The organism is Glycomyces sp. NPDC049804, from assembly GCF_040674615.1.
Taxonomy (GTDB): domain Bacteria; phylum Actinomycetota; class Actinomycetes; order Mycobacteriales; family Micromonosporaceae; genus Glycomyces; species Glycomyces niveus.
The window spans coordinates 357001-369345 of the sequence record NZ_JBFAMQ010000007.1 but is presented as its reverse complement, the minus strand read 5'-3'; the positions used below and the strand labels follow the sequence as shown (position 1 = coordinate 369345).

14 protein-coding genes are annotated in these 12345 nt (G+C 72.1%); 9 read left to right on the top strand and 5 right to left on the bottom strand.

Annotation, left to right across the window (positions count from 1 at the left end; all coding sequences use genetic code 11):
* The 5 genes from AB0K52_RS14620 to AB0K52_RS14600 form a co-directional block, all read left to right on the top strand.
* Positions 1-686 (top strand): alpha-hydroxy acid oxidase (locus AB0K52_RS14620; protein ID WP_363531429.1); only part of this gene is annotated, 686 nt, incomplete at its 5' end.
* Positions 687-761: 75 nt separating this feature from the next.
* Complete coding sequence (locus tag AB0K52_RS14615) at positions 762-1556, top strand: SDR family oxidoreductase (RefSeq protein WP_363531461.1); 795 nt, start codon at positions 762-764, stop codon at positions 1554-1556.
* A gap of 46 nt (positions 1557-1602) precedes the next feature.
* The gene (locus AB0K52_RS14610) at positions 1603-2205 is read left to right on the top strand and encodes a hypothetical protein (RefSeq protein WP_363531426.1); all 603 of its coding nucleotides are present in this window, start codon (positions 1603-1605) and stop codon (positions 2203-2205) included.
* Positions 2206-2238: 33 nt separating this feature from the next.
* Positions 2239-2916 carry a phosphotransferase gene (locus tag AB0K52_RS14605; protein WP_363531423.1) on the top strand — a complete coding sequence of 226 codons (678 nt, stop codon included), beginning with the start codon at positions 2239-2241 and terminating at the stop codon, positions 2914-2916.
* 232 nt (positions 2917-3148) lie between these two features.
* Complete coding sequence (locus AB0K52_RS14600; protein ID WP_363531420.1) at positions 3149-4174, top strand: LacI family DNA-binding transcriptional regulator; 1026 nt, start codon at positions 3149-3151, stop codon at positions 4172-4174.
* A gap of 6 nt (positions 4175-4180) precedes the next feature.
* Here the strand turns inward: AB0K52_RS14600 and AB0K52_RS14595 are convergent, their stop codons facing one another.
* From AB0K52_RS14595 to AB0K52_RS14585, 3 genes are all read right to left on the bottom strand, one after another.
* Complete coding sequence (locus tag AB0K52_RS14595; RefSeq protein WP_363531417.1) at positions 4181-5497, bottom strand: LysR substrate-binding domain-containing protein; 1317 nt, start codon at positions 5495-5497, stop codon at positions 4181-4183.
* Positions 5494-6708, bottom strand: a complete 1215-nt coding sequence (locus AB0K52_RS14590; RefSeq protein WP_363531414.1) for a histidine kinase — start codon at positions 6706-6708, stop codon at positions 5494-5496. Before AB0K52_RS14590 ends, AB0K52_RS14595 begins: the two co-directional genes overlap by 4 nt.
* Before the next feature lie 121 nt (positions 6709-6829).
* Complete coding sequence (locus AB0K52_RS14585; protein ID WP_363531412.1) at positions 6830-7309, bottom strand: VOC family protein; 480 nt, start codon at positions 7307-7309, stop codon at positions 6830-6832.
* Between the two features lie 107 nt (positions 7310-7416).
* Between AB0K52_RS14585 and AB0K52_RS14580 the strand changes: the two genes are divergently transcribed.
* The 4 genes from AB0K52_RS14580 (at position 7417) to AB0K52_RS14565 (ending at position 9103) form a co-directional block, all read left to right on the top strand.
* Positions 7417-7785 carry a DUF1801 domain-containing protein gene (locus AB0K52_RS14580; protein ID WP_363531409.1) on the top strand — a complete coding sequence of 123 codons (369 nt, stop codon included), beginning with the start codon at positions 7417-7419 and terminating at the stop codon, positions 7783-7785.
* A gap of 192 nt (positions 7786-7977) precedes the next feature.
* A complete protein-coding gene (locus AB0K52_RS14575) occupies positions 7978-8259 on the top strand; it encodes a hypothetical protein (protein ID WP_363531407.1) in 282 nt (93 codons plus the stop codon).
* Positions 8260-8295: 36 nt separating this feature from the next.
* The gene (locus AB0K52_RS14570; protein WP_363531404.1) at positions 8296-8562 is read left to right on the top strand and encodes a hypothetical protein; all 267 of its coding nucleotides are present in this window, start codon (positions 8296-8298) and stop codon (positions 8560-8562) included.
* Positions 8563-8650: 88 nt separating this feature from the next.
* A complete protein-coding gene (locus tag AB0K52_RS14565; RefSeq protein ID WP_363531401.1) occupies positions 8651-9103 on the top strand; it encodes a DUF4190 domain-containing protein in 453 nt (150 codons plus the stop codon).
* A gap of 12 nt (positions 9104-9115) precedes the next feature.
* Here the strand turns inward: AB0K52_RS14565 and AB0K52_RS14560 are convergent, their stop codons facing one another.
* Positions 9116-11041: a primosome assembly protein PriA gene (locus AB0K52_RS14560; RefSeq protein ID WP_363531398.1), complete on the bottom strand. Its 1926-nt coding sequence runs from the start codon at positions 11039-11041 to the stop codon at positions 9116-9118.
* A 59-nt stretch (positions 11042-11100) separates the two neighbouring features.
* Positions 11101-12294 (bottom strand): methionine adenosyltransferase, encoded by a 1194-nt coding sequence (metK, locus tag AB0K52_RS14555; RefSeq protein WP_307792914.1) that lies wholly within the window; start codon positions 12292-12294, stop codon positions 11101-11103.
* Positions 12295-12345: the final 51 nt, after the last annotated feature.

Sequence of the window (12345 nt, the reverse complement as noted above, 5' to 3'; positions counted from 1 at the left end):
CGCTGCTGGTCACGGTGGACGTGCCGGTGGCGGGCGCGCGGCTGCGCGACAAGCGCAACGGGTTCGCGATCCCGCCCGAGCTGACGGCGCGGACGTGCTTCGACATGGCGAGGCACCCGAACTGGTGGTTCGACATGCTCACGACCGAGCCGCTGTCGTTCGCGTCGCTGAGCCGCTGGTCGGGCACTGTGGCGGAACTGCTGAACACGATGTTCGACCCCACGGTGGACTACGAGGACCTGGCCTGGATCAAGGAGCAGTGGCCGGGCAAGGTCGTGGTGAAGGGCGTCCAGACGGTCGCGGACGCGAAGCGGTTGGCGGACATGGGCGTCGACGGCATCACGCTGTCGAACCACGGCGGCCGCCAGCTCGACCGGGCCCCGATCCCGTTCCACCTGCTGCCGGCGGTGGTGCGAGAGGTCGGCAAGGACACCGAGGTGCATGTGGACACGGGCATCATGTCGGGCGCGGACATCGTCGCGTGCATCGCGCTGGGCGCGCGGTTCACGATGATCGGCAGGGCGTACCTGTACGGGCTCATGGCGGGCGGGCGCGACGGCGTGGACCGCGCGATCGCGATCCTGAAGGAAGAGGTCGAGCGGACCATGAAGCTGCTCGGCGTCGCCTCCCTCGAGGAGCTGGAGCCGGGCCACGTGACCCAGTTGCAGCGCCTCGTCCCCCGGTAGCCGGTGCGCAAGCGCCCCGGGCGAAGGGGCGCTTCGCCGCCTCCGCGCCCGGTTCGGCGCTAGGGTGGCCGCATGATCTCGATCGACCTCGAAGGCAGGACCGCGCTCGTCACCGGCTCCACCCAGGGCATCGGCGAGGCCATCGCCGTGAAACTCGCCCTCGCCGGGGCGCGGGTCGGCATCAACGGCCGCAAACCCGAGACCGTCGAGGCCGCGGTCGCCCGGCTCAACGAGGCCACCTTCACCGGCCGCTGCTTCGCCGCCCCGGGCGACCTCGCCACGGAGGACGGGGCCGCGGCCCTGATCGACGCGTTGCCTACTGTGGATATCCTGGTCAACAACCTGGGCGTCTTCGGCGCGGAGCCGGCCCTCGAGATCAGTGACGCCGAGTGGCGGCGGTACTTCGAGGTGAACGTGCTGTCCGCGGTGCGGCTCATCCGCGCGTACCTGCCCGGCATGACCGCGCAGGGCTGGGGGCGGGTCCTCAACATCGCCAGCGATTCGGCCGTGGTGATCCCGGAGGAGATGATCCACTACGGCACCAGCAAGACCGCGCTCCTCGCCGTCTCGCGCGGCTTCGCCAAGGCCGCGGCGGGGACCGGCGTGACCGTGAACTCGGTGATCGCGGGTCCGACGCACACGGGCGGGGTGGAGGACTTCGTCTACCAGTTGGTCGACCAGGACCTGCCCTGGGACGAGGCGCAGCGCGAGTTCATGCGCCGCCACCGGCCGCAGTCGCTCCTCCACCGCCTCATCGAACCCGAGGAGATCGCGAACCTCGTCGCCTACCTCAGCTCCCCGCTCGCCTCGGCGACCACCGGCGCGGCGGTGCGGGTCGACGGCGGGTACGTGGACTCGATCGTCCCCTGACCGATACCGTGGTCGGCGTCCCCGCCCCCGCCCGCAGAGGATGCCGATGCCAGCCGCCCCGTGGCTCCGCGAGAGCCGCCTCTCCAAGTCCCTGTTCGTGATCGCCCCCGACTCGACAGCTTCCGAGGCCGAGATCGGCGCCGCCATGGACCGCCACGACGGCCTCCGCGACGGCTGGCCCGGGCCGAAACCGGGCTGGTACCGGGCGGTCGAACGGGTCGGCCGCTGGTGGTACCTGATCGCGGCCGCGCTGGGCTCGGCGTACTTCATCGCGTTCGCGCCCAACGACGACCCGGTCTGGATGAAGGCGCTCTTCGGCATCAGCGCGGGTCCGGTCATCCTGCTGGTGGTCCAGGCCCTCGTGTTCGGCATCGCATGGGTGCAGGTCCGTTCGGCAGGCGGCGACAAGCAGACGGTGCTGCGCGAGGCGAACCGGATCGCGCGGCCCTCGGCGTTCGACTACGACCGGATCGGCACGATCCTCGCCGTCGACCCCGCGAGCGAGGCCGAACTGCACCGCCTGTGCTGGACGGCCTCGGGAGTCGGCGAGCAGGGCCGGGGCGCGGCCCTGAACCGGATCGACGAACTGTGGCGCCGCGCCGCCCCCGAGCCCGCCGCCGAACACGACGCAAAGCGCGGTGAGGCCTGACAGGGGCGCAGACCGCGCCGATAAGCTGCGCAGGTGGAACATATCGGCGGAGGACGCGCCTCCCAAGTCTTCGCATTGGACGACCGGATGGTCTTGCGGCGCAGCGCATTCGACGCGGCGGCGGAAGCGCGGCTGATGCAGTACCTCCACGGCCTCGGCTTCCCGGTGCCGGAGGTGTTCGCCGCCGAGGGCGCGGACATGACGATGCAGCGCCTGCACGGCCGCACGCTCGGCGCGGAGGTCAGCGCGGGCGCGATCGGGGTGCCTGAGGCCGCGAAGCTCTTGCTCGACCTGCACGACCGCCTCCACGAGATCGACGCGCCCGAGTTCCTGTCGGGCTCGACGCGCGGGATCGCGATGGACGCGGCCGGGACCCGGAAGGTGCTCCACCTCGACCTGCACCCCGAGAACGTGATCCTCACCGACGACGGCCCCTTCCTCATCGACTGGACCAACGCGGCCGCAGGCGATCCGGAGTACGACCTGGCCGTCACCTGGGCCATCCTCGTCGGCATCGACGTTCGCGACTTCGGCCCCGAACTCGCGGCGCAACTCGCCTGGCTGGAAGCGTCCCGCACCGACCTCGCCGACGCCTTCCGCGACCGCACCGACCGCCCCGCCCGCGACATCGCCGCCGCCTACCGCAACGCCGACCCCAATACCGACCAAGCCGAATCCAACCGGCTCCAGAAGGCCCTCGCCGACTCCTGACCCGGCCCGACCGCGTTCGCGGGCAACGCATGCCGCTGACGTTGCGGAGGGCCGCGCGCCCGAACCGCGCATTTGCCAACCGATTGCCGAGATCGTTCGCTCGCGGAAAACGGTCGCAGCGCCTATGGCGGGGCTCGGGTATGCTCGGTAAAGTGATGCTCGGGAAACCGAGATATTGGCACCAATCGATTGCCGGATGACAACCCCCGGCAACAAGCGCGAAAGGGGAGGCATGGAGCAGTCCGACGCCGCCACCCGTCCCCGCAACGGCGATCGCAAGGCGCCCCCGACGATCTACGACATCGCGCGGCTGACCGGGGTCAGCCCCTCGACCGTGTCCCGCGCGCTCAACAAGCCCGGTCGGCTCAACGCGCAGACCGAGCGGCGCATCCGCGACGCCGCCGCCGAGCTCGGGTACCGGATCAACCCGATGGCGCGGGCGCTCCCGACCGGCAAGACCGGGACGCTCGGCCTGCTCGTCTCCGACATCACCAACCCGGTGTACTTCGACCTCGTGCGCGGCGCCGAGCGGGTGGCGTTCGAGACCGGGATGACGATCGTCCTGGCCGACTCGCAGGAGTCGCCCGAGCTCGAGCGGGCCGCCGCCGAGCGGCTGCAGACCTCGGTGGACGGCCTGCTGCTCGTGGGCTCGCGCCTCGAAGACCAGCAGATCCAGGAGCTGTACTCCGTCAAGCCCCTGGTGGTCGTGAACCGCCTCGTCGAGGGCATCCCGGCCGTCATCCCCGATGTGCGCCCGGGCATCACGACCGCCCTGGAGCAGCTGCGCGAAGCCGGGCACCGCCGCATCGCCTACCTCGCCGGGCCCGAGGCCTCCTGGTTGAACGGCCAGCGCTGGCAGACGGCGTTCGCGACCGCGGTCGAATGGGACATGTCCATTGTGGAGATCAAGTCGAACGCGCCGACGCGGGAGGGCGGCGCGGAGGCGTTCGGGCGGGTCAAGGCCGCCGATGTGACCGCGGTGCTGGCCTACAACGACCTCGTGGCGCTGGGCCTGCTGCGGGAGTGCCGGGACCACGGGGTGGACGTGCCGGGCCGGTTGAGCATCGTCGGGTTCGACGACATCTTCGGGGCGGACCTGCCGACCCCGGCGCTCAGCACGATCCGGATGCCGCTGACGTCGCTCGGCGAGAAGGGGATCCGGCGCCTGCTCACCGAGATCGAGGGCGGCCGGTCCGAGGACGAGTCGGCGCTGCCGACCGAGTTCGTCGGCCGCGAGTCCATCGCGAAGGCGGCCTAGGAGGCCTCAGACGCTGTCCAGGAGGGCTTCCAGGGCGGGGTTGCGATGGTCGCGGCGCCAGACGCCGTGGAGCTCCACTGTGTCCGGCGGCAGGTCGGCGATCTCCAGGAACACCAGGTTCGAGAGATTGAACGCGCTGGCCGAAGACGGCACGAGCGCGACCCCGAGCCCGGCGTTCACCACCGACAGGACGGTGTGGACCTGGCTGATGTGCTGCACGTACCGCGGCGTCAGGTGCGCCTGCTGGAACGCGGCCACGACGAGCTCGTAGAAGTACCAGGCCTCTGAAGGCGAGTAGGTCACCACGTCGTAGTCGGCGATGTCCTCCATGGTGGGCGTCCGCCGCAGGCGGGTCAGGGGGTGGTCGCGCGGGGCCGCGAGGATGAGCGAGTCCCTTGCCACGAGCCGGGAGTCGAGCAGGTCCGAGCGCGGGACCTGGCGCACCAGGCCGACCTCGATCTCCCCCGCGAGGAGCGCGTCCAGCTGCGCGTGCGTCACCATCTCGCTGAGCACGAGGTCGACGCCGGGCAGTTCCGCCGCGGCGACGGCGATCCAGCGGCCCAGGACGGTGAGGGCCGAGACGGCGGTGAAGCCGATCCGGATGGTGCCGGCGGTGCCGGCGGCGACGCGGCGGGCGCGCAGCGGCGCGGTGTCGGCGGAGGACAGGAGCCGCCGCGCCTCTTCGAGGAAGATCCGCCCGTAGGCGGCGATGACGGCCTGCGTGCGGTCGCGGACGCCGAGTTTGGCGTAGACGCCGCTGAGGTGGGTCTTGACGGTCTCGCGGCCGAGGAAGAGCTCGGCGGCGATCTCCTGGTTCGACAGGCCCCGGGCGGCGAGCACGAGGACTTCGCGTTCGCGGTCACTGAGGTCGCCGATGCCTTTGGGGGCCTTGCGGGCCGGGGCGGCCGCGGCGAGGCGGCGCACGGCCTCGGGGAACAGGAGCGCGTCGGTGCGGGCGACGAGGCGGACGGCGGCGAGCAGGTCTTCGACGCGGGTGCGCTTGAGCAGGAACCCGTCGGCGCCGGCGCGGAGCGCCTGCCACACGTAGTCGTCGTTGTCGAAGGTGGTGACGACGAGGATCTTCGGCGGCGCGGCCATCTCGGCGACGATCCGCTCGGTCGCCTGAATACCGTCCACTGTGGGCATACGGACGTCCATGAGGAGGACGTCGGCCTTGCCGGAGCGGGCGATGGCGACCGCGTCGATCCCGTCGGCGCCTTGGGCGACGACCTCGAGGTCGGGCTCGGCGCCGATGATCGCGGCGAAGCCGGTGCGGATCAGGGCCTCGTCGTCGATCAGCGCGATGCGCAGCGGTGCGGTCATTCCCGGCCCTTCGTGTCGGTCGGCACGGCGGCGTGGACGGTCCACTCCCCTGCCGCCCAAGCGGTCTCGGCGGTGCCGCCGAGGACGGCGGCGCGTTCGGCCATGCCGATGAGGCCCCTGCCGCCGGGCCGCCCGCGGGGGCGGCGCGCGGCAGGGCTGGTCACGGTCACGGCGGTCTCGGCCGCGCCGATGTCCACTTGGATGCGGGCGCGCGGCTCGTCGGCGTGGCGCAGCACGTTCGTCAGCGCCTCCTGGACGATCCGGTAGGTCTCGCGGGAGGCGAGGCGGCCCAGGGTCTCGGGTTCGCCGGTGACGTGGAGGTCGACGGCGACGCCGGACTCGGCGGCGAGGGACGCGAGGTCGGCGAGGTCGCGCTGCGGGGCGCGCGCGTCGTCGCGGTCCTCGCGGAGCGCCCCGATCACGGCGTCGAGTTCGGCGAGGGCGCCGCGGGCGGTCTCGCCGACGGCGGCCATGGCCTCGGCGGCGAACGCGGGGTCGCGGGCGATGAGCCGGGAGGCGGCCTCGGACTGGACGACGACCACGGAGAGGGCGTGGCCCACCGAGTCGTGGAGTTCGCGGGCGATGCGGTTGCGGGCGGCGAGCCGGGCGGCCTCGGCGCGGGAGGCGGCGAGCCGGTCGTTCGCGCCCTGGCCCAGCAGCAGCGGCGCGAGCGCCTTCATGGCGGCGGTGGCGCCCGCGACGACGAGGACGAGCGCGATGAGCAGCAGGGGGCCGGTGAGCAGGCCCCAGTCGGATACCGGGCCGTCGAAGTAGCCGGGCGCCGCGCCGCGGCCGACGACGGTGAGGGCGCCGTAATAGAGCAGGTAGGCCGCGAACGGGACCAGGGCGAGGGTGATGCCGCTGACGACGCCGCCGACCGCGGCGTGGAGGGTGAACCAGCAGCCGGTGCGCCAGCGCGAGTTCCAGGTGGTGTCGTCGGCGGGCGAGGCGAACTCGGCGCCGAGGAGGCGGCGGGCGGCGGTGCGCTCGACCTCGCGGTCGGGCAGGAGCAGCGAAGTGGCGGCGACGAGCGGGAGGACGGCGGCGAACACGGCGGGTTCGAGGATGCCGTCGAAGCCGCTCTCGGGTTCGAGGAAGTTGCGGCCGATCGCGCCGACCATCATGAACGGCATCATGAGCGCGCCGCCCAGGATCATCCAGACCCAGCCGCGGTAGGTGGACCGGGACCGGATCGGGGCGAGGAGGCGCATGGGGCCATTGTGCCAGCGGCGGTTCACGGGTCGAGCCTGCCAGGCGCGGCGGCCCGGCGTCGTCCCCCCGGTGAGGGGCCCCGGTCCCCCGCGCGGGGGACCGGGCCTGCCCGTGCGGGTGCTACTGGCCTTCGTAGGCGTCCTTGAGGCCCTGGAGGTCGATCTTCTTCATCGCGTACATGGCGTTGACGGCGCGCACGGCCGCCTCCTTGTCGGGGCCGCCCACGTACTGGTCCGCCTCGGTGGGCCAGATCTGCCAGTTGACGCCCCACTTGTCGGCGATCCAGCCGCACTGGATCTCGCTGCCGCCGTTGGTGAGGAACGCGTCCCAGAGGCGGTCGACCTCGTCCTGGGAGTCGCAGTTGACGAGCAGCGACATGGCGTGGTCGTGTTTGGCGGAGTCGTCGCCGTTGATGGCGGTGAACGACTGCCCGGCGAGGTCGAAGTTGACGACCATGGTGTCGCCGGCCTTGCCGTGGGCGTCCTCGACGTACGGGATGGTGCTGGTGACCTTGGCGTCGTCGAAGAGGGTGAGGTACCACTCGACGGCCGCTTCGGCGGCGTTGTCCTGGTACCAGATGTTGGTGACGATCTTCTGCATGGCGGTTCGTCCTTCCGAGCGGATCCGATAAGCCGATTGCACCAGTTGAGACGAGGCGGCGCGCCGAAACTCATCGCTTCGGCCCGGATCGGCGCTACGGTGCGGCCATGGTGCGCAGCGAGGCGGCGACGGTGGACGAGTACTTGGCGGGGCTCCCGGAGGAGCGGCAGGCGGCGATGCGCGCGATCAGGGACGCCTGCCGGGCGGCGATGCCGGGGTTCACCGAGCTCATGGCGTACGGGATGCCCGGGCTCTCGCGCGACGGCACGGCGGCGGGGATCGAGATCGCCTTCGCCTCCCAGAAGCGCTACCTGTCGTTCTACCTCATGCGCGCTGACGTGCGCGAGGCGTTCGCCGCGCGCCTGGAGGGCCGCGACATGGGCAAGGGGTGCCTGCGGTTCGCCGGTCCCGCGAAGGTCGACCTCAAGCTGGTGCGCGACCTCGCCCGGGCGACGGCCGAGGCCCCGGCCCGCTGAGGCCCGCAGGAACCCCGGCCGCTCCCGCAGGAGGGGGAGCGGAGAGCGGCCGGAGGTTCGGACCGGCGACAGCACGGGCCGGCCCGGGCCTACGCCCGCGCCCACCAGGGCCTCCACGACGAGGCCGAGGCCCTCGCCCGGCAGGCCCTCGACGCGACCGCCGCCGTCACCAGCGTCGAACTCCGCCTCGAAGTGCTCAACAACACCGGTTTCACCTTCAACGTGATCGGCGACCCCGACACCGCCGAACACCTCCACCGCGAAGCCCTCGACCCCATCGAAGCCGCCCCCGACCCGTACGAGGAAGCCCGCGCCAACCACGGCCTCGGCAACGCGATCGCGGCCCAGGGCAACGCAGAGGGCGCCCGCACCCGCTGGGCCAGGGCCCTGCGCCTCCACGACGAGATCGGCACCTACGGCCGCGCCGAGGTCGCCGAACTGCTCGGCAAACGGGCGCAAGGCGGACCTCGCTGAACCTTCGGGGCCGAGATCCACTGGTATACATGGACGATGACTGACGAGCGCCCCGGCCGCGTCCGCCGAGCCATCGCCGCCCTCGTGTACCGCGCCCAGGCGTTCACCGTGGTCGGCTACATGGGCGTCGCGTCGTTCATCGGCGTCGAAGCGCTCATCGTGCTCCTCGGCTTCACCACGGTCCTGCCGATCGCGATCCCGTTCGTCCTCATCGTCCTCGGCCTCGCCTACCTGTTCCGCCAGCGCCTCTCCGACTCCTGGCACGGCCTGCGCGCCCGGCTGCGCCGCGGCGAGGCCGAATAGCCGCGTCGCGCGACCGGGCCCCGTCGGCGGGGACCCCTCCCGGCCGGATCCTGCGACAATGAAGGTCCCCCGACGTGAAGGACCTGCCATGTCCGATAACGAATCCCGCCCCGCGGACCCCTCCCCCGAACCGGCGCCGAACTCCGGACCGGACGCCACGCCTCCGGGATCCACTCCGGACAGTACGCCGTACGACCCGTACCCCGCGGCACCGCCGCCCGGCGGCACCGCCGACGGCGCACCCGGCTACTTCGCGCCGCCGTCGGCGCACCCGTCCGGTCCGTACTACTACCCTCCGAAGCCCGGCACCAACGGCTTCGCCGTCGCGGCCCTGGTCGTGGGCATCGTCGGACTCTGTCTCTGCTTCGGGTTCCTCGGCATCATCTTCGGCAACATCGCCCGGCGCCAGATCGAGGAGACCGGCCAGGCCGGCGCCGGCATGGCGACGGCCGGGATCGTCCTCGGGTGGATCGCGGTCGGCTGGATCGCACTGCGCGTCGTCCTGGCGGTCAGCGTCGGCACCACCGATTACTACTACTGATCCCGTTCGGGCTCAGGCGATCTCGCGGGGATCGATCTGGATCCGCACCTGCTCGGCCTTCGCGCTCGCCCGCTCGGCCGCCGCCTTCGCGAGCACGCTCGCGAGGGCGGCCCCGTCCCGGCGCCGCACGCGCAGCAGCAGCCGCTCCGTGTGCTCGTCGACCGGGATCGGCCCGATCACCTCCGCGCCCAGGTCGGCGGGCAGGTTCGCCGCGATCTTCTCCGCCTCGCCGTTCGGCCCCGTCAGCGCGGCGAACTTCATCACCGGCGGGAAGCCCAGCTCCGCGCGCTCCTCGAGTTCCAGGCGCGCGAACCAGCCCGGGTCCCAGCGGATCAGGGCCTGCACCACCGGCAGCCCGCCGTCGGCCGTGACCACGGCCGTGCCCGCCGGCGCGCACAGGGCCACCGCGTTCATCCAGATCCGAAGCGCCTCTTCCGAAGCGGTCAACTCCGCCCGCGTCAGCTGCGCCCACGTGTCCAGCAGCAGCACTGCCCCGTAGCCTTGCGGCGCCGTCGGTTCGACGCCCGGAGTGGACACGACGATGCGCCGCCCCTCCCCGATCGCGCCCAGCCGCTCCGACGCGTTCGACTCGACCACCTCGACGCCCGGGAACGCGCTCGCGAGCTCTTCGGCGGTGCGCGCCGCACCGATCACGACCGCCCTGATCCGCGTCGATCCGCATTCCTTGCAGCGGTAGTGCTCGTCCACCCGGCCGCACCACGTGCACACCGGCGGGCGGCGCGGACCCGTGAGCCGCAGCGGCCCGGTGCAGTCGGGGCACAGCGCGCGGGTGCGGCACCGCTGGCAGGACACCGCCGGCACATAGCCGCGACGGGGCACCTGGAGCAGCACGGGCAGATCGGCGTTCAGGGCGCTGCGGGCGGCTTCCCAAGCGACCGTTGGCAACCGGGCGGTGGAACTCGACGGGTCGGCGGCGAGGTCGGCGTCGTCGCCGATCGGCACCACCCGCGGTGCGGCGGCGCGCAGGGCGTCGCGCTCCCCCGCGGCCGAGACGGCCCAGCCGGTCTCGACCAAGAGCTGCGCCTGCGGCGTCCGCGAGAACCCGCCCACAACGCAGGCGGCCCCGGCCAGTTCGGCCCGGGTGAGCAGCACGTCTCGCGCGTGCGGGTGCGGGGCGTGGAGGCTGATGAGGTTCTTGTCGCCGTCGTCCCAGACGGCGACGAGCCCCAGGTGCGCCACGGGGGCGAGCATCGCGACCTGCGTGCCCGCGACGATGCGCACCTCGCCGCGCAGGGCCTTCAGGAACGACCGGTAGCGCGGGGTCGGGCCCATCGCACTGGAGACGGTCACATGCCGGTCCGGTCCGAGCACCGAGGCCAGGGCCGCGTCGAGCCGTTCCAGGTCGTACTGATCGGGGACGACGAGCAGCGCCCCCCGCCCGGCGGCGGCAGCGGTGGCGGCCGCTTCGGCGAGGCGGGTCGCCCAGTCCTCGCCGGGGATCGCGTTCCAGACGATGCGGGCCTGCTTGCCTTCGCGCAACGCGCGCAGGAATGCCTCGCCCGCGATATATCTACTCCAAAGAGTCTGGTCCGGCGCCTCCACCGGCAGCGCCTCCGCCGGGGCCTCCTTCTCCACCCGCAGCTTCCGCTCGGGCAGCGCGAGACGCAGCACGTCGGCGAGGTTGCCCGCGTAGCGGTCCGCGACGCGCTTCGCCGCCTCGGCCACTTCGGCGGTGAGCACCGGCCCGGGCGGCACGACTTCGAGCACGGGCAGGATCTTCCCGGAGAAGTCGGTGCGGTCGCGCAGCGCCATCACGGTGGCCTTGAGCTTGCGGCCGTTGAAGCGCACCGCCACCCGGCAGCCCGGACGCACCTCATCCGCGAGCTCGACCGGAACCCGGTAGTCGAAAAGCTGGTTGAGCTGCGGCAACGGGTGGTCTACGCAGACCGCTGCGTATCGTGCCGGGGACTCGTCCATCGAATAAAAATACCGGGCGGCCCCGACAAGGGAGGCCGCCCGGTGTCTTCAGTCCGTGCCTAGTTCACCGCTTCTTTGAGGGCGGCGGCGCGGTCGGTCGCCTCCCAGGTGAACTCGGGGAGTTCGCGGCCGAAGTGGCCGTAGGCGGCGGTCTTGGAGTAGACCGGGCGGATGAGGTTGAGGTCGCGGATGATCGCGGCCGGGCGCAGGTCGAAGACCTCGAGCACGGCGCGCTCGATGCGCGCGGGGTCCACGGTCTCGGTGCCCTGCGCGTCGACGGCGACGCTGACGGGCTTGGCCTTGCCGATCGCGTAGGCGACCTGGACCTCGCAGCGCTCGGCGAGCCCGGCGGCCACGACGTTCTTCGCGACCCAGCGCGCGGCGTACGCGGCGGAGCGGTCGACCTTCGACGGGTCCTTGCCGGAGAACGCGCCGCCGCCGTGGCGGGCGTAGCCGCCGTACGTGTCGACGATGATCTTGCGGCCGGTGAGGCCGGCGTCGCCCATCGGGCCGCCGATCTCGAAGCGGCCGGTCGGGTTCACCAGGAGCTTGTAGTCGGCGGTGTCGAGGTCGAGACCGGAGACGACCGGCGCGATCACATGCTCGGCGACATCGGGGGCCAGGAGCGAGTCGAGCGAGATGTCGGGCGCGTGCTGGCTCGAGACGACGACGGTGTCGAGGCGGACGGGCTTGTTGCCGTCGTACTCGATGGTGACCTGGGTCTTGCCGTCGGGCCGCAGGTAAGGAACGGTGCCGTCCTTGCGGACCTCGGTGAGCCGCTGGGAGAGCCGGTGCGCCAAGGCGATCGGCAGCGGCATCAGCTCGGGGGTCTCACGGCACGCGAAGCCGAACATGAGGCCTTGGTCGCCCGCGCCCTGGATGTCGAGCTCGTCGATCTCGGTCCCGTCCACGCGGGACTCCCAGGCCTTGTCGACGCCCTGGGCGATGTCGGGGCTCTGGCCGCCGATCGAGACGTTCACGCCGCACGAGGCGCCGTCGAAGCCCTTCTTGGAGGAGTCGTAGCCGATCCGCAGGATCGTCTCGCGCACGATCCGCGGGATGTCCGCGTACGCGTGCGTCGTGACCTCGCCCGCCACATGCACCTGACCGGTGGTGATGAGGGTTTCGACCGCGACCCGGCTCGCGGGGTCCTCGCCCAGCAGGGCGTCCAGGATCCCGTCGGAGATCTGGTCGGCGATCTTGTCCGGGTGGCCCTCAGTGACCGACTCGGAGGTGAACAGGCGACGTGCCACGGCACTCCTCAACACTTCCACACCGCCAATGCGGCGCATTTCGACTGACTT

What these genes read in the sequence shown, in the direction of transcription:
- AB0K52_RS14610 (WP_363531426.1), top strand. Translation starts at nt 1,603, where the DNA reads ATGCCAGCCGCCCCGTGGCTCCGCGAGAGCCGCCTCTCCAAGTCCCTG.
- AB0K52_RS14600 (WP_363531420.1), top strand. Translation starts at nt 3,149, where the DNA reads ATGGAGCAGTCCGACGCCGCCACCCGTCCCCGCAACGGCGATCGCAAG.
- AB0K52_RS14595 (WP_363531417.1), bottom strand. Translation starts at nt 5,497, where the DNA reads ATGACCGCACCGCTGCGCATCGCGCTGATCGACGACGAGGCCCTGATC.
- AB0K52_RS14590 (WP_363531414.1), bottom strand. Translation starts at nt 6,708, where the DNA reads ATGCGCCTCCTCGCCCCGATCCGGTCCCGGTCCACCTACCGCGGCTGG.
- AB0K52_RS14585 (WP_363531412.1), bottom strand. Translation starts at nt 7,309, where the DNA reads ATGCAGAAGATCGTCACCAACATCTGGTACCAGGACAACGCCGCCGAA.
- AB0K52_RS14580 (WP_363531409.1), top strand. Translation starts at nt 7,417, where the DNA reads ATGGTGCGCAGCGAGGCGGCGACGGTGGACGAGTACTTGGCGGGGCTC.
- AB0K52_RS14570 (WP_363531404.1), top strand. Translation starts at nt 8,296, where the DNA reads ATGACTGACGAGCGCCCCGGCCGCGTCCGCCGAGCCATCGCCGCCCTC.
- AB0K52_RS14565 (WP_363531401.1), top strand. Translation starts at nt 8,651, where the DNA reads ATGTCCGATAACGAATCCCGCCCCGCGGACCCCTCCCCCGAACCGGCG.
- AB0K52_RS14560 (WP_363531398.1), bottom strand. Translation starts at nt 11,041, where the DNA reads ATGGACGAGTCCCCGGCACGATACGCAGCGGTCTGCGTAGACCACCCG.